Origin of the sequence: Microbacterium sp. K2, assembly GCF_051365005.1 — a bacterium.
GTDB classification, from domain to species: Bacteria; Actinomycetota; Actinomycetes; order Actinomycetales; family Microbacteriaceae; genus Microbacterium; species Microbacterium foliorum_B.
In genome coordinates this window covers 191509-207116 of the sequence record NZ_JBLWII010000001.1, presented here as the reverse complement: position 1 = coordinate 207116, position 15608 = coordinate 191509, and the positions used below count along the sequence as shown (strand labels likewise).

General features: G+C 67.6%; 13 protein-coding genes. 7 read left to right on the top strand and 6 right to left on the bottom strand.

The window, feature by feature from the left end; translation table 11 throughout:
• The first annotated feature begins 126 nt into the window (after positions 1-126).
• The gene (locus tag ACLKOY_RS01030; RefSeq protein ID WP_436452068.1) at positions 127-1683 is read left to right on the top strand and encodes a cryptochrome/photolyase family protein; all 1557 of its coding nucleotides are present in this window, start codon (positions 127-129) and stop codon (positions 1681-1683) included.
• Positions 1676-2953: an NAD(P)/FAD-dependent oxidoreductase gene (locus tag ACLKOY_RS01025; protein ID WP_436452067.1), complete on the top strand. Its 1278-nt coding sequence runs from the start codon at positions 1676-1678 to the stop codon at positions 2951-2953. The genes ACLKOY_RS01030 and ACLKOY_RS01025 overlap by 8 nt, the downstream gene beginning before the upstream one ends.
• Positions 2954-2965: 12 nt before the next feature.
• Here ACLKOY_RS01025 and ACLKOY_RS01020 read toward each other — a convergent pair whose 3' ends face one another.
• Positions 2966-4555 (bottom strand): alpha/beta hydrolase, encoded by a 1590-nt coding sequence (locus tag ACLKOY_RS01020; RefSeq protein ID WP_436452066.1) that lies wholly within the window; start codon positions 4553-4555, stop codon positions 2966-2968.
• A gap of 24 nt (positions 4556-4579) precedes the next feature.
• Complete coding sequence (locus ACLKOY_RS01015) at positions 4580-5221, bottom strand: hypothetical protein (RefSeq protein WP_436452065.1); 642 nt, start codon at positions 5219-5221, stop codon at positions 4580-4582.
• Between the two features lie 93 nt (positions 5222-5314).
• On the opposite strand from ACLKOY_RS01015, the gene ACLKOY_RS01010 reads away from it, so the two are divergent.
• Positions 5315-5926: a TetR/AcrR family transcriptional regulator gene (locus ACLKOY_RS01010; RefSeq protein WP_436452064.1), complete on the top strand. Its 612-nt coding sequence runs from the start codon at positions 5315-5317 to the stop codon at positions 5924-5926.
• Positions 5927-6036: 110 nt separating this feature from the next.
• Entirely contained in the window at positions 6037-6969 is a 933-nt protein-coding gene (gene bla, locus ACLKOY_RS01005) for a class A beta-lactamase (RefSeq protein WP_436452063.1), read from the top strand.
• A 167-nt stretch (positions 6970-7136) separates the two neighbouring features.
• Here bla and ACLKOY_RS01000 read toward each other — a convergent pair whose 3' ends face one another.
• The 3 genes from ACLKOY_RS01000 to ACLKOY_RS00990 all read right to left on the bottom strand — a co-directional run bounded on the left by ACLKOY_RS01000 (position 7137) and on the right by ACLKOY_RS00990 (position 11795).
• On the bottom strand, positions 7137-7733 hold the full coding sequence (locus ACLKOY_RS01000) for a helix-hairpin-helix domain-containing protein (RefSeq protein ID WP_436452062.1): 597 nt from the start codon (positions 7731-7733) through the stop codon (positions 7137-7139).
• A gap of 114 nt (positions 7734-7847) precedes the next feature.
• Positions 7848-10424 carry a leucine--tRNA ligase gene (gene leuS / locus ACLKOY_RS00995; RefSeq protein WP_436454073.1) on the bottom strand — a complete coding sequence of 859 codons (2577 nt, stop codon included), beginning with the start codon at positions 10422-10424 and terminating at the stop codon, positions 7848-7850.
• Positions 10425-10457: 33 nt separating this feature from the next.
• Positions 10458-11795 (bottom strand): anthranilate synthase component I family protein, encoded by a 1338-nt coding sequence (locus ACLKOY_RS00990; RefSeq protein WP_436452061.1) that lies wholly within the window; start codon positions 11793-11795, stop codon positions 10458-10460.
• A gap of 41 nt (positions 11796-11836) precedes the next feature.
• Between ACLKOY_RS00990 and ACLKOY_RS00985 the strand changes: the two genes are divergently transcribed.
• From ACLKOY_RS00985 to ACLKOY_RS00975, 3 genes are read left to right on the top strand one after another with little or no spacing between them, the layout of a single operon-like run.
• The gene (locus ACLKOY_RS00985) at positions 11837-12508 is read left to right on the top strand and encodes a DedA family protein (protein ID WP_140037349.1); all 672 of its coding nucleotides are present in this window, start codon (positions 11837-11839) and stop codon (positions 12506-12508) included.
• A gap of 4 nt (positions 12509-12512) precedes the next feature.
• Entirely contained in the window at positions 12513-13538 is a 1026-nt protein-coding gene (locus tag ACLKOY_RS00980) for an App1 family protein (RefSeq protein ID WP_436452060.1), read from the top strand.
• A 1-nt stretch (position 13539) separates the two neighbouring features.
• On the top strand, positions 13540-14415 hold the full coding sequence (locus ACLKOY_RS00975) for a 3-methyladenine DNA glycosylase (RefSeq protein WP_436452059.1): 876 nt from the start codon (positions 13540-13542) through the stop codon (positions 14413-14415).
• A 4-nt stretch (positions 14416-14419) separates the two neighbouring features.
• Here ACLKOY_RS00975 and ACLKOY_RS00970 read toward each other — a convergent pair whose 3' ends face one another.
• A complete protein-coding gene (locus ACLKOY_RS00970; protein ID WP_436452058.1) occupies positions 14420-15607 on the bottom strand; it encodes a glycoside hydrolase family 3 N-terminal domain-containing protein in 1188 nt (395 codons plus the stop codon).
• Position 15608 lies beyond the last annotated feature (1 nt).

Here is a 15608-nt window from a genome sequence, read left to right as displayed (position 1 = left end):
GTGGAACGACACCGTGTCCCCCGCGACACGACAAGCGTCGACGGACTCGTCCGGGTGACGAGGGCGCGATAGGCGCCGATTCCGCGCGGGCGTCCGCTCCACGGCATCCCGTCGTACACTGGTGTCATGGAGCGGACGCTGCGCAATCTGGTGATCGTGCTCGGCGACCAGCTCGACCTCGAGGCCAGCGGGTTCGACGGATTCGATCCGCTTCGCGATGCGGTGTGGATGGCCGAGGTCGCCGAAGAATCCACTCACGTGTGGAGCAGCAAACCGAGGACCGCCCTGTTCCTGTCGGCCATGCGCCATTGCGCCACCGAGATGCGCGCCGCCGGACGTACGGTCCACTACACGTCGCTCGATGACGCGGACAACCGTGGCACGCTCCCGGATCAGCTCACCGCCGATATCGCGCGGCTCGCCCCGACATCGCTTGTGATGACCGCGCCCGGCGACTGGCGGGTGCTCGAGTCATTGCGACAGGTGGCGATTCATGCCGACATCCCTCTCGAGATCCGCGAGGACCGCCACTTCTTCTGCACGGTGCGCGAGTTCGCCGCTCACCTGCACGAGCGCAGCACGCTGCGGATGGAGTACTTCTACCGAGAGCAACGTCAGCGCTTCGGGATACTCATGACGCCGGATGGGAAGCCCGAAGGTGGTGCGTGGAACTTCGACGCCGACAACCGCAGAGCTTTTCCCGCGCAGGGGCCCGGACTGGTGCCACCGAGAGCCATGTTCGAGCCGGATGAGATGACTCGAGAGGTTCTCGCGCTCGTCACCGAACGCTTCTCCGACCACCCCGGTCGCCTCGATACGTTCGCGTGGCCTGTCACCCGCTCGCAGGCGCTCGAATCTCTTGCGCTCTTCATCGAGGAGCGCCTGCCTCAGTTCGGAGACTCGCAAGATGCCCTGTGGCCCGGTGAGCCATGGCTCTGGCACGCGCATCTGTCTGCCGCCATGAACCTGAAACTGCTCCGCCCGCGTGAGGTCGTCGCCGCGGCAGAGGCCGCCTATCGCGACGGGCATGCACCGCTGGCATCCACTGAGGGCTTCATCCGGCAGATTCTCGGGTGGCGCGAGTATGTCCGCGGAATCTACTGGACCCAGATGCCGGGGTATGCCGACCGCAACGCGTTGGACGCGCACGAGCCGCTCCCGGACTGGTACTGGACGGGCGACACGTCGATGGCGTGCATGGCCGACGCGATCGGTGCCACGCTGGAGAACGGCTACGCCCATCACATCCAGCGGCTGATGGTGACAGGCCTCTACGCCATGCTTCTCGGCGTCGAACCGGCGGAAGTGCACGCCTGGTACCTCGCGGTCTACGTCGACGCGGTCGAGTGGGTGGAGCTGCCGAACACCCTCGGAATGAGCCAGTTCGCTGACGGAGGGCTGATGGGAAGCAAGCCCTACGCAGCATCCGGTGCGTACATCTCGCGAATGAGCCCGCACTGTCGCACCTGCCGATTCGACCCGAAGAAACGCGTCGGAGCGGATGCCTGCCCGATCACCACTCTCTATTGGGACTTTCTGATGCGCCACGAAAAGACTCTCGCCGCGAACCCGCGCATGGCCCTGCAGGTGCGCAACGTCGATCGAATCGACGACGACGAGCGCGCGGCGATCGGCCGACGCGCGGCGGCGGTCCGCCGAGGGGAAGTCGTCGCGAATGCATGACGTGATCGTGATCGGCGCCGGACTCGCGGGTCTCCGCTGCGCCGGGCTGCTCGCCGCACGCGGGCTCGATGTCGTCGTCCTCGAGGCCGCGGATGCCGTCGGAGGACGGCAACGCACCGACATCGTCGACGGCTTCCGGCTGGATCGTGGCTTTCAGGTGCTCAATCCGGCCTACCCGGCGCTCCGCCGCAGCGTCGACCTCGACGCGCTCGCGCTGGGGAGCTTCCCGGTCGGTGTGCGTGTGCGCACGCGGGATGGGATGGCCGAGCTGCGGCATCCGTTGCGGCACCCGCTGTCGATCGGCACATCGCTGCGCAGCGGTCTGGTGAACGGTCGGGATGCCGTCGCGCTGGCACGCTGGGCCACGCCGGCTCTGGTGCGTCCGCGCTCGCGTCTCGCCCGAAACGATGTCACCCTGCGCGAGGGCTGGGATGCCGTGGGGCTCCGCGGCCCGCTCCGCACGGCCGTGCTCGAACCGTTTCTCGCCGGGGTCCTGGCAGAGAGGCGCGGCGAGACATCGAACGCGTTCGCCCGACTCCTTGTGCGGTACTTCGCGCTCGGCCGTCCTGGCCTGCCCGCACAAGGCATCGCTGCGGTCCCGGAGCAGCTCGCCGCACACGCCCGCGCGGCGGGTGCTGACATCCGTCTCGGTGCGGGAGCGGAGCGGATCTCGGCGCGTGGAGACGGCATCCGCGTGGAACTGATCGACGGCGGCTCCGTCAGCGCTGGTCGAGTGGTCGTCGCAGTCGGCCCCGGTGATCTCGAGGGGCTCACCGGGCTTCCCGTTCCGGCGACGAACGGCCTGCAGACATGGTGGTTCGCCGCTGCCGAACCACCGACCAGGTCCGCGCTGCTCACCGTCGACGGGCGCGGCGACCGCGGCCCCGTCGTGAACACCGTCGTGATGACGCACACGGTGCCCTCATACGCCCCGGCCGGCCGCCACCTCATCGCAGCGACATGCTTGCTACCGCGCGGTGGTGATCCGGCCGCGGAGAACGACGTCCGCCGCCACCTGAGTGAGATCTGGGGTGCAGACATCAGCGCGTGGGAGCTGATACGGCGCGATGACATCGAAGACGCGCTACCTGCACAGCCGGCACCCCTCGGTGCACCACGATCGCCGCGCTACGCCGAGCGTCTGTACATCGCGGGCGACCATCGAGACACCGCGTCGATTCAAGGCGCTCTCGCGTCTGGCGAGCGGGCCGCGCGCGCCGTCCTCACTGACGCGGGATCTTCGAGGAGCACCGCACCTACCAGCCTCTGAAGAACTGCGAGATCACAGAGCGCAGCGTGCTCCGTCATCTGGCAGTTCGAGGTCGACGAGGTAGTCGGCGACGATCCCGTCGATGCACTCGTTGCGTGAGATGACGGTGCCGTGCTGGTTGCCGTCGACGGTGAGCAGCCGCGCACCGAGCGTGTCGGCCAGGCTGATGCCGCCCTCATGCGGTGTCACGGGATCTCCGGTGGCCGAGATGACCAGCACTTCGGGCAGTCCGTCGATGTCGGTCGCGTAGGGGTAGCCGAGTGTCGGTTCACCGGGCCAGTACTCGCAGCCGTCCTGAGTGGCGGGATCGGTTCCCGGGTCGAGGAACGGCACGGCGTCGTTGAGGTCCTCGCCGAGCTGCGCCATCTCCTCGGCGGTGACGCGTTCTTCGTCGAGGCAGTTGATCGCGAAGAGCGCTTCGTACGAGTTCGTGTACTCGCCGCTTTCGGAGCGTCCATAGGATACGTCTCGAAGTGCGAGCAGGGCATCCGGTCGCCCTGCCTGCAGCTCCGACAGCCCGGCGATGATCGCAGGCCAACTCGCTTCGGAATAGAGCCCGGCGACGATTCCCTCACCGGCAGCGAGGAAGCCGACCTCACGGCCGTCAGCGGCGATCAGAGGCTCATCGACAAGCGGTCGCAGCAACTCCTGCGTCACGGTCGTCGCCTGTGCCGGGTCCGTGCCGAGCGGGCACTCCGCTTGGGTCGCGCAGTAGTCGGCGAACTGCTGGAACGACGCCTGGAGCCCTTCGCTGAGCTGGATCCTGCGGTCCGCGGTGCCCTTGAGCGGGTCCACCGCGCCGTCGAGGACGAGGGCACGCACGTTCTGTGGGAACATCTCGGCGTATACCGATCCCAGACGTGTGCCGTAGCTCGCACCCGCGAACGTCAGCTGGTCATCGCCGAGCGCAGAGCGGAGGACGTCCATGTCGCGGGCGGTGTCGCGGGTTCCCAGGTGCGCAAGCACCTCCTCACTACCCGTGCCTTGTGCGCACTTGTCGACGATCTCGCGCGCGGACTCTTCCGTCCACTCTCCGAGCGCCGCGAGGGGCGCGTCGGCGTCTCGCTCTTCGTCGGTGTAGCAGTCGACGGCGGGGCGGCTGAGACCGACGCCCCGAGGATCGAAGCCCACGATGTCGAAGCGCTCGGTGACGCGACCGCCCGTCCACAGCGCGGCGACCAGCGGGGCGAAGGTCGTCGCCTGAGCGCCGGGCCCGCCCGGGCTCAGGACGACCGAGCCGATGCGGTCGTCGCCGGTGGCGGCGATGCGGGTCACGGCCAGGTCGATGGTCTCCCCCCGTAGATCCTCGTAATCCATCGGCACCGTGAGCATGGCGCATTCAGCGCTCTCCGCCGCATCGATGATCTCCGGCACGTCAGGCTGAGAACCCACGATCGTGGGGTCGCAGGGCCCGAAGTCGAGCTTCTGCGCCATGAACTGCTCGAGCCCGGTCTCGGTCGAGCCTCCCTGGTCGTCCGGCGTTGCCGTGGTGCACCCGGCCAGCACCAGCAGCGATACGGCCGCGAATACGGCGATGCCCGGTGTCACCCATCGCCGTCGTTTGTCGTTCTTCCCTCGGCTGCGCATCGGAGAGCGGTTCATCATTGTGATTCCTTTCGTGGGGTGTCAGCTGGCGAGTTCATCGATCCAGCTCGATCGCATCCGCAGTGCCCGCTCCGTGCTGCCGACGACAGCTACGAGCCCGATGAGCAGATTGACGTGGAGTGGGAGCTGGATCGGGGACGTGAAGGTACCGATCGAATCCGCTATCGGGGGGATCTGCGAGAGGGCTTCGATGATCTGGGGAACCTCGACGCAGAGGCCGACGACGACGAACAGAACGGAGAGGATGCCGATCGCTTGGCTTATTCCGGGATGCTGCTGGTGCAGGCGGGCGCGACGCCCTTCGGCCGATCGGGGATCGGGTGACAGTTGCTGTTCCGTGCCGTCCGCTCGCACATAGTGGCATCGCTTGAGCCCGAAACCGGTGATCGCCACCTCGATGTGGCCGCCCGGCACCGCGAAACGGGTGGGCATCTTCGCGTACGCCTGCAGCGCTCCGTCGACGTAGAGGCGGGCGCGGACCTCGCCGTCGGTCGCATCGCCACCATGACGGACGTCGACGGAATAGATCGACGTCCTGCCGTCTTCCGATGTCAACGTGATCGAGCGCAATGACCGGCTGAACATCTGCCACCAGCGATAGCGTCGCAGCGGCTCGCCGGATCCTGCATGGACGCGACGATTGCGCCAGTTCGCGATCCCCATTCTTCGATCCGCCCTTCCCATTAGCACAGCGTGATAGTGACGAGGGGTTAAGCTAGCACACTGTGATAGACAGGTGTCACACGGAGGGCGAACATGGACGTCGAATCGAAGGAACCGGGAACCCGCTCGAAGATTCTCATCGCCGCGGCGACGATGCTCGGAGAGAACCCCACCGCGCGGTTGAGCGTGAGGGCTGTAGCTGCCCGCGCCCAGGTGAGCACCGGCTCCCTGCGCCACTTCTTCCCCACCCAGCGGGAGCTCATAGAGACGGTGATCGCGGCGATGTACGACCTGGAGATTCCCGATGACCCCATCAACGATCACTCACTGGCGCCGCAGGAACGCCTCCTCGCATGCCTGCAGATGCTGCTCAGCCACGTCGGCGTCGGCGCTCGCGCCAGGGAGCAGTGGGGCGCCCTCTACGAGGCGTATGTGGCCACCGCGCCATCCGAGGATGAAGCCGCGACCTATCTCGCTCTCGATCGCATGGGGCGCCACCGCATCGAACAGTGGCTGAGCGCCCTGGTGGAGGAAGGCGCGATCCCTGCGGGAGGGATCGAGGCGCGAGCCCGGTTCCTCTCGACAGTGACGACCGGGATCATGACAGAACGCGCACTGCCTTCCGAGACGGTGCGCGTCGACTCCGAGAACGAGACTCTGCGTCTCGCAGTCCACGCCGTCACGAGTGGGTGGCCCGGCGCATGAGTTCCCTGCTCTACAAATCCGTGATGCACGTCGTTCCGCTGCTGTTCCTCGAGCTCGTCGAGGGCGTGGCGGACTTCACGCCGTTCGGCGCTTTGGGGAGCGCCTGAGGAATGCGCCGCCTTCTGCCCCTTGCCCTCGGCTGTCTTCTGATTGCGGCAGCACTCGTCGGCTGCGCAGACTCGACGTCAGCGCCCTCCGAATCCGATGCGGATACCCCGACGGTCGCCGCGCCGGACCCCGACCTCGACTTCGTCGTGGAGAAGGAGCTCATCGGCCTCGAGCAGGAGTTCGAGGCGAGTATCGGCGTCGTGGCGCTCGACACAGCCACCGGCGAATCCGTCTCGTACGGCGGCGATCGGCGGTTCGGCTTCGCGTCGACCATCAAGGTCTTCGCCGCCGCAGAGTTCCTCCGCTCGGTGCACGGCCCGGACCGCGACGAGCTCGTCCGCTGGACAGCGGACGAAGCGGCTTCTGCCGGCCACGCCCCGGTGACCTCGCAGCATGTCGAGGGCGGCCTGACTTACGCGCAGCTCGCCGAAGCCGCGGTTCGGTTCAGCGACAACGCCGCTCTCAACCTCGTCCTCGACCGGATCGGTGGCCCCGCCGCCCTCGACGGTGCGCTCGAGGACCTCGGTGACGCGACCACCGAGGTCGCCAATGACGAACCGACGCTCAACACCATCGAACCCGGCAGCACGGCGGACACCACCACGGCGGCCGCGTTCACGGCATCGCTCGCGACGATCCTCGACGGCGCCGCACTCTCCACGGTTGACACGGCGCTGCTCATCGACTGGATGAGCGACAACCGCACGGGAGACGCCCTCATTCGGGCCGGCGCTCCCGACGGGTGGACTGTCGCCGACAAGTCCGGCGGAGCCGGTGCGATCCGCAACGACATCGCTCTGGTCACGCCGCCCGACCGAGACCCCATCATCATCACGGTGCTGACGTCGCGGAACGATCCCGAGGCGACCTTCGACGACGCGCTCGTGGCTCGTACGGCATCCGTCGTTCTGAATGCCCTCGACCGCAGTCACTGACGAGACAGTGTCGCGCCACGGTCACTCCCCCGCCGCCCACGGCTCATACCTCAGGTCGGCGAGTCACCTGTGGTGCCGCTCTACGGTGTGCGAGGCAGAACATACCCACGTGGCGGCACTGTGATCGGGAGTCCACTTCAGCAGCGCACACGCGGCGAGGTCCAGCGTCACACGCGCACACCGTCTCGGATGCCGGCGAGCAGCTTCTCGCCGATGCCGGGCACGGCGAGCAGATCCTCGACCGAGGCAAACCGCCCGTTCTCCTCTCGCCACGTGATGATGCGCTCCGCGAGCGCGGGACCGATCCGCGGGAGGCCCTCGAGCGCTGCCTGATCAGCCGTGTTGAGATCGACTCGATCATCGCCCGGGGTGGTTCCTCCCGTCTCTGCAGCTGCCCCGATCACGGGCACGATGATCTGCTCACCATCCGAGAGCACGCGGGCGAGGTTGATGGCGGTCAGGTCGGCGTCATCCGTCGTTCCCCCGGCAGCAGCCACCGCGTCGACCAAGCGCGAATCGAGGTCGAGGACGTAGAGCCCGGGACTCGTGACCGCGCCGAGCACATGAACGTACAGCTCGCCCGATGAGCTTGTGGTCGCACTGTCGCCGGTCGACAGCGGCACCGATTCCGTGGGTGCGGCCTGGCCACGCATCAACCCGAGACCGACAGCGGCCGAGAGCACGACGAGCGCCAGCACAATGGCCGCGCCGATGCCCAGTTTCAGCCGCCGCGGGGGCGTCGATGCAGACGGGGACTCGGACATCCGACAACGCTAAGCGTCCCGCCGGAAGCACGAAGACGTCCGGCCGCCCGACGGGGAGAACCCCCGCGGGCGGCCGGATGTGCAGAACGGCTGGATCGCCTCAGTCGTCGACCCTCAGCCCTTGACGACGATGCTGACGATCTTCGGAGCGCGCACGACGACCTTGATGATCTCGCGATCGCCGATCGAGCGGATGACGCGCTCGTCGGCACGGGCCAGTGCTTCGAGCTCGGCCTCGCCGATGCGTGCCGGTACCTCGAGCTGGGCACGCACCTTGCCGCCCACCTGCACGACGGCGGTCACCGTGTCTTCGACGAGCAGAGCCGGGTCGGCCGATCGCCACGTCACGAGTCCGACGGAGGGCTCATGGCCGAGGATCTCCCACATCTCCTCCGCGGTGTGCGGGGCGATCAGGTCGAGCATCACGGCGACCGTCTCAGCGGCCTCGCGGACGGACGGATCAGCCGCACCGGCAGCGCCGTCGATGGTCTTGCGAGTGACGTTCACCAGCTCCATCAGACGAGCGACGAGGACGTTGAACTTCGTCTGCTCGACGAGGGACGGAGCATCGGCGAGCAGCTTGTGCGTCGTACGGCGCAGCGCCGAATCGCCTCCGGCGAACACCACGTCGACGGGGGACGAGACCTCGCGGGCGACTCGCAGCGCACGCGCCAGGAACTTCTGGGCACCCGTGGTCGAGACGTCTGCCCAGTCCTTATCGTCTTCCACCGGGCCGGCGAAGGCGAGGCCGACGCGCAGCGCGTCAGCACCGTAGGCGTCGAGCTCCTCCTCGAACAGCACGAGGTTGCCCTTGCTCTTCGACATCTTCGCGCCGTCGAGCAGCACCATGCCCTGGTTGATCAGGTTGGAGAACGGTTCGGTGAAGTCGATCAGTCCCATGTCGAACAGCACCTTGGTGATGAAGCGCGCATAGAGCAGGTGCAGGATCGCGTGCTCGACGCCGCCGATGTACGAGTCGACCGGCGACCAGCGTGCGGCCTGAGCCGGATCGAATGCGACGGTGTCGCTGTTCGGCGAGAGGAAGCGCAGGAAGTACCACGAGCTGTCGACGAACGTGTCCATCGTGTCGGGGTCGCGCAGCACCGGATCGCCGCTGGCGGCGTCCACCGTGCGCACCCAGCTCTCCGCCGCACCGAGCGGAGAGGATCCCTTGGGCTTCAGGTCGAGTCCCTCGACGCTGGGCAGCTTCACGGGCAGCTGGTCCTCGGGCACCGGGATGATCCGGCCGTCCTCGGCGTGCAGCATCGGGATCGGCGTGCCCCAGAAGCGCTGACGCGAGATCAGCCAGTCGCGCAGTCGGTAGTTCTTCGCAGCGCGACCGGTGCCGGAGGCCTCGAGCTGCTCGATAGCGCGGGCGATCGCGTTGCGCTTCGACAGACCGTTGAGCGGGCCGGAGTTGATCATCCGTCCCTCTCCGGTCAGCGCGATACCCGTGGATGCGGGGTTCTGCTCGTCGAGTGCGGCACCGGTGTCGATGGGCACGCCCTCCTCGTCGACCTCGATGACGGGCATCGCGCCGGTGATCGGCGCCGTCGTGTCGACGACGACCTTGACCGGCAGGTCAAAGGCACGAGCGAAGTCGAGGTCGCGCTGATCGTGCGCAGGCACGGCCATCACTGCTCCGTGGCCGTAGTCGGCCAGCACATAGTCGGCCGCCCAGACCGGCAGCTTCTCGCCGCTCACCGGGTTGATCGCGTACCGCTCGAGGAAGACACCCGTCTTCGGACGATCCGTCGCCTGACGGTCGACATCGGTGGTCTTCTGCACCTCGGCCAGATACTTCTGGAAGCGCTCGCGCACCTCGGCAGGAGCATCCGCCGCCAGCTCGGACGCCAGGTCGGAATCAGGAGCCACCACGAAGAAGGTCGCTCCGTGCAGCGTGTCGGGACGTGTCGAGAACACCGTGACCGGCTCCTCGCGTCCCTCGATGCGGAAGTCGACGTCCGCACCGATCGAGCGACCGATCCAGTTGCGCTGCATCTGCAGCACCTTGTGCGGCCAGAAGCCCTCGAGCTGGTTCAGGTCGTCGAGCAGTCGGTCGGCGTAGTCCGTGATCTTGAAGTACCACTGGGTCAGCTTCTTCTTCACGACCTCCGCGCCGCAGCGATCGCAGCGCCCGTCGACGACCTGCTCGTTCGCGAGCACCGTCTGATCGTTGGGGCACCAGTTCACGGCGCTCTTCTTGCGATAGGCCAGACCGCGCTCGTGCAGCTTCAGGAACAGCCACTGGTTCCAGCGGTAGTACTCGGGGTCGGACGTGTGCAGCACGCGCGACCAGTCGAAGGAGACGCCGTAGTTCTGGAACGCCTGCTTCTGCTGCGCGATGTTCTGATAGGTCCACTCCCGCGGGTCGGCACCCTGACGGATCGCCGCGTTCTCGGCGGGCAGGCCGAACGAGTCCCAGCCGATCGGGTTGAGCACGTTGTGGCCGCGGTGACGCCAGAAGCGAGCCACGATGTCGGAGTAGAGGTAGTTCTCGGCGTGCCCCATGTGCAGGTCGCCGGACGGGTACGGGAACATCGCCAGCACGTAGCGGCGAGGCCGCTTGTCGTCGTCACCGCCGGTGAGGAACGTCTCGTTCTCCGCCCAGTACTTCTGCCACTTGGCCTGGATAGCGTGCGCCGAGGAGGTCTCCTCGTCGACGGGAGAGGTGGACAGGTTCTCAGACAACGAACGCACGACCAATCTGAAGGGAAAAGGGGGTCAGTTCAGGATATCGGAAGCCCAGGCCGCGGGCATTTCCGCACCGAGCGCCGCAAGAGGTGCACGCGCCTTCGTCGCGACCTCCGCGACCTCGGAAGCGGCGACCGATCGCCAGGTGATTCCGCCGCCCGCCCCGACGACCGCATCCGCGCCGTCGATGACGATGCTGCGGATGACCATCGCGAGGTCGAGCGACCCGTCGTCGCCGATGTAGCCGAAGCATCCGGCGTAGATTCCGCGGGGCCCGCCCTCCAGCTCGAGCAGACGCGTCATCGCCGAGAGCTTCGGCGCACCGGTCATGCTGCCCGCGGGGAAGGCGGCATCGAAGAGCCCACCGGCCGTCGTGCCGGAAGACGCTCTGCCACTGACCGTGCTGACGAGCTGATGCACGGCGGGATAGGTCTCCACCGCCCACAGAGCGTCGACGCGGATCGACCCCGGTTCGCAGACCTGCGACAGATCGTTGCGCATCAGATCGACGATCATGACGTTCTCAGCGCGCTCCTTCGCATCGGCGGCGAGCTCCGAGGCGAGCTCGGCGTCGTGCGCGGCATCCGTGCCGCGAGGTCGCGTCCCTTTGATCGGACGAGTGCGGATGATTCTGCCCTCTGCGTGGAGGAACTGCTCGGGGCTCGCGCTGAGCAGCGACCGACCACCGATGCGGAGGAATCCGCCGTGGTGCGCTGGGGTGGCTGAACGGAGTCGTCGATACACCGAGACGCCGTCGTGCTCCCCGGGGACGGTGAAGCGGGTGGTCAGGCAGAGCTGGTAAGCGATCCCCGCGCGGATGAGCTCGCGGCAGCGCTCGATGAGTGCGGCGTACTCGGTCGGGGTGTGTCGCGCCTCGACGCGCCTCGTCCCCATCTCGTTCGGTGCCGGCCCGTCCTCCGGCACCGTCGTCGCAGCGGCGCGCGAAACCCAGACCTCCCAATCGTCGAGGTCTGCCTCGGCTGCGGCCACCCAGACGGCTCCGGTCGCGTGGTCGAACGCGGCCAGTCGAGAGATACGCAACCAGGATCCGCCCGGCACCTCGGCCGTATCCGCCACGGGAGCTCCCGCTGCTCGGGCGCCGCTCTCGTAGTCATACCATCCGACCCACCCGCCCGACAGCGGCGGAACCCCGCCTGCGGAATCACCCGCGGCAGCAGAGGCGGCGTCCAGTCGGACCTCGCCGGGGAAGGAGGACGGAAGGCCGGTTCCGATGAAGCTCCATCCCTCGGGCGCATCGGCACCCGCGTCGAGCCAGAACAGATCGGAGTGCTCCCGTTCGAGCGCGAGGAAGAGCGCTTCGGGCGCCACCCGGTCGATGATGACGCGGGTGCTCAGAGGTTCGGGCACGTTCTCAGCCTAGGCCGCGAGTAGTCCCGTATTCTCAAGGGGTGGACGACTTCGTGCCGTGGCTGATCGACTTCATGCGGTCCATCGATCCGGTCGCCCGCACGCTCGTCGCCGGGCTCGCAGTGATGCTCGAGACCAGCGTCCTGATCGGCCTCGTCTTCCCGGGCGACACCGTCGTGCTCGTCGCATCGATCGGCATCACCAGCCTCCCCCAGGCGGTGGCCATGGTCGTCTCCGTCGTGCTCGGCGCGTTGATCGGCGAGAGCATCGGCTTCTGGCTCGGGCGGTGGATCGGTCCGCACATCCGCGCTTCCTGGGTCGGTCGTCGGGTCGGCGAAGAGAACTGGGTGCGCGCCGAGCGGTACCTCGCCCGCCGCGGGGGCATAGCCATCTTCCTCTCGCGCTTCCTGCCCGTGCTGCACTCTCTCGTGCCTCTGACCGTGGGCATGAGCCACTACTCGTACCGCCGGTTCCTCGCGTGGACAGCGCCCGCCTGCCTGCTGTGGGCGACGGCATATGTGAGCATCACCTCGCTCGCCGCGGGCAGCTTCGACGAACTCGCCGACCGGGTGCACTACGCGGGATACATCTTCGTCGGCATCATCGCCCTCTTCCTCATCGCCGTGTTCGTCGGCAAGAAGGTGATCTCTCGCCTCGAGTCTCGTCATCTCGACATCTCCGACGCGAAGGACTCGACCGACGTGAAAGACTGAAGCAATGGCTTCGTCACCCCCGGCGCCCCGGATCCACTGGTTCGCGCGCCTCGAACACCGCCTCCATGTGTGGCGCGAGGGACGAGCGCGCCGTCGCGGTCGTACCGCGACCATCCTCCCGTTCCCCGGTTACGGGGGCCCCGGGTGGGTGCGAGTCGTCGGACGCGTGCTCATCGTCCCGCCTGCGCGGAGCACGAAAGATGGTGAGCCGGCGAGCGTCCGCGGCTGGCGGAGCTTCGTCGGCATCCCGGTGAGCTTCGCGAAGGTCGCCGTGCAGATCGGCGACTCGACGCACTACGTCGTCGCCGACCGAGGCGGTGTGATCGACTCGGTCGTGCACACCGATCTCGAGTCCGGGTGGCAGACGTTCACGTTCTCCGTCGAGGGCCAGGAACCGGTAGAGACGACCGCGTTCATCGTCGCAGAGTCGACGCACTTCGGTGTGGTCTCCGATGTCGACGACACCGTCATGGTGACCGCTCTCCCCCGTCCGTTCATCGCCGCGTGGAACTCGTTCGTCGTCGACGAGCACGCGCGCATCCCCGTACCGGGCATGGCCGTGCTGCTCGATCAGGTGCTCCGCGAGTACCCCGGCGCGCCGATGGTCTACCTGTCGACCGGCGCCTGGAACGTCGCCCCCACACTCCGACGCTTCCTCGGGCGACACCTCTTCCCGGCGGGCTCCATGCTCCTCACCGACTGGGGGCCCACGCACGACCGCTGGTTCCGCAGCGGACGAGAGCACAAGCTCACCAACCTGCGTCGCCTGGCGACCGAGTTCCCGCACGTGAAGTGGCTGCTGATCGGCGACGACGGTCAGCACGACGAGTCCATCTATTCGGAATTCATGGACGAGCACCCCGATTCGATCGCCGGCGTCGCCATCCGTCGACTGCTGCCGGCTGAAGCGGTTCTCGCGGGTGGACGCGCCGGTCACGAGCAGCATGCCGAAGGCGTCGCCCCCTGGGTCAGCGCCGAAGACGGCGCGGGACTCCGTGACCTGCTCGGCAAAGCCGGCATCCTCCGCTGACATGATCACGTCGCTTCCGCGGACCGACTGGCTGGAGCGTGAGCGAGCGCACCAGGCGAGAGCCGACGCGCTCACGGCAGAGCACAGGGAGCGGGCTGCCCGAGGCGAGAAGCACCCGGTGTGGGACTTCCTCTTCACCTATTACAGCTACAAGCCTGCGCAGCTGCGTCGGTGGCACCCGGGCGCCGGGATCGAGCTGGAGCAGGCCCCCGAGCGGCTGACGTGGCGCTGGTACTCCCCCGGCAGGACCGGAGACGGTGCGATGCCGGATGCCGCCGTGTTCGCGCGCGAGAAGGCAGACCTCGCCGGCCTGGTAGAGCGGATGCTGCGCCGCACCGCCTCGCGCCCCGGTCAGTTCGGATGCTTCGGGCTGCACGAGTGGGCGATGGTCTACCGTGCCGACGAACACAGGCATCCGGTGCCCTTGCGTCTCGGACAGGCAGGCACCGATCTCGTCGTCGAGAGTCACGACCTCAGGTGCACGCATTTCGATGCGTTCCGGTTCTTCACACCCGAGGCGGTGCCGCGCAACCGCACAGAGCTGACCCGCGACGATCAGCCTCTGTTCGAGCAGCCGGGTTGTCTGCACGCCGGCATGGACCTGTACAAATGGGCGGTCAAGCTCGGCCCCCTGGTGCCGGGGGATCTGCTGCTCGATGCGTTCGAGCTCGCGAGGGACATCCGCCTTCTCGACATGCAGGCCGCTCCTTATGATCTGGCACCGTGGGGCATCGTGCCCGTGCCGATCGAGACCGCCGAGGGCAAAGCGGACTACGTGCGTCAGCAGCGAGTCTTCGCAGAGCGAGGTACGCGGCTTCGCAGCGAACTCCTGCACGCGTGGCTCGGCTCGGCTGAGCCCGCCGCAGTCGCGAGCTGACGCGTCAGCCCACCGGCTCGCACTCCGGGCACAGCGCCCAGTTCGTCGTCGCCAATGTCGACTGCAGGCGCAGCGACATCACGCGTGTCGCCGCCTCGGCGAGGCGATCGACGGGGAGCGTTCCTGCATCGACCGCCGCCGTGAGCCCCCGCACGATCTCGCCCGCGGTATCGGGCGTCGAACCCGCGATCATGAGCACGAGATCACTTCCGGCGGAGACCGCCGACACCGCGTTGCGCACCGGGTCGGCGTACTCCGGAATCCCCGAGGACTGCAGCATCCCGAGGTCGTCTGTCACGATCACTCCGTCGAAGCCCAGTTGCTCTCGAGCGATCTCGTGCCAGCGAGCCGAGAGGGACGCAGGGGCCGGATCCACCGAGGTGTAGGCAAGGTGACCGAACATGAGCAGGGAGGCACCGGCGTCCACACCGGCGACGAACGGCACCGCATCGGTCGCACGCCATTCGTCGAGGGTCTCACCGGTCGTCGGGATCGCCTGATGGGAGTCGCCCGGCGCCGCACCGTGACCGGGGAAGTGCTTCAGCGTCGACGCGACGACCTGCTCCTGCGCCGTCGTGGCGGCCATGACCCGCTCTGCCGCCGATTGCGGATCGGTTCCGAGCGCCCGGCCGTAGATGAACGACGATGAGTCGGACGTGACGTCTGCGACCGTGCCGAAGTTCACGCTGATCCCGGCCTTCGCGACCAGCGCGGCGCGCGCCGAGAAGGCCGCCGCTGCGTCGGCGACCGGCTGCGACTTGAGACCGGTTGAGGCCGGGAACACGTCGCTGCCGAAGCGCGACACGATCCCGCCCTCCTGATCGATCGCGACGAGCGGAGGCAGTGCAGGATCGACGGTGAGAGCGGCCGTGAGAGCGTGCAGCTCGTCATCCGTCGCGGGGATGTTCGCTCCCATCAGGATGAATCCGCCGATGCCCTGCTGCATGTACGCGCGGAGGGCTGCGGCATCCGTCGTAGGGATGTGCCCCATCACGATGCTCGCCGCCTGTTCGGCTGTCGTCATCCCCGCGACGAGGGCCGTTGCGTGCTCATTCGCCCCCGAAGAGGAGACATCCGTCCGGACGTCGCCGACACGTACTCTGTCATGCGTCGATGCGGACGCGGGTGCGGATGCCAGAGCCAAGACGGCGATCACGGCCGCTCCGACCGCCCCGAAGCGACGCCACAGCATG

What these genes read in the sequence shown, in the direction of transcription:
- ACLKOY_RS01030 (WP_436452068.1), top strand. Translation starts at nt 127, where the DNA reads ATGGAGCGGACGCTGCGCAATCTGGTGATCGTGCTCGGCGACCAGCTC.
- ACLKOY_RS01025 (WP_436452067.1), top strand. Translation starts at nt 1,676, where the DNA reads ATGCATGACGTGATCGTGATCGGCGCCGGACTCGCGGGTCTCCGCTGC.
- ACLKOY_RS01020 (WP_436452066.1), bottom strand. Translation starts at nt 4,555, where the DNA reads ATGAACCGCTCTCCGATGCGCAGCCGAGGGAAGAACGACAAACGACGG.
- ACLKOY_RS01015 (WP_436452065.1), bottom strand. Translation starts at nt 5,221, where the DNA reads ATGGGGATCGCGAACTGGCGCAATCGTCGCGTCCATGCAGGATCCGGC.
- ACLKOY_RS01010 (WP_436452064.1), top strand. Translation starts at nt 5,315, where the DNA reads ATGGACGTCGAATCGAAGGAACCGGGAACCCGCTCGAAGATTCTCATC.
- bla (WP_436452063.1), top strand. Translation starts at nt 6,037, where the DNA reads ATGCGCCGCCTTCTGCCCCTTGCCCTCGGCTGTCTTCTGATTGCGGCA.
- ACLKOY_RS01000 (WP_436452062.1), bottom strand. Translation starts at nt 7,733, where the DNA reads ATGTCCGAGTCCCCGTCTGCATCGACGCCCCCGCGGCGGCTGAAACTG.
- ACLKOY_RS00980 (WP_436452060.1), top strand. Translation starts at nt 12,513, where the DNA reads ATGGCTTCGTCACCCCCGGCGCCCCGGATCCACTGGTTCGCGCGCCTC.
- ACLKOY_RS00975 (WP_436452059.1), top strand. Translation starts at nt 13,540, where the DNA reads ATGATCACGTCGCTTCCGCGGACCGACTGGCTGGAGCGTGAGCGAGCG.
- ACLKOY_RS00970 (WP_436452058.1), bottom strand. Translation starts at nt 15,607, where the DNA reads ATGCTGTGGCGTCGCTTCGGGGCGGTCGGAGCGGCCGTGATCGCCGTC.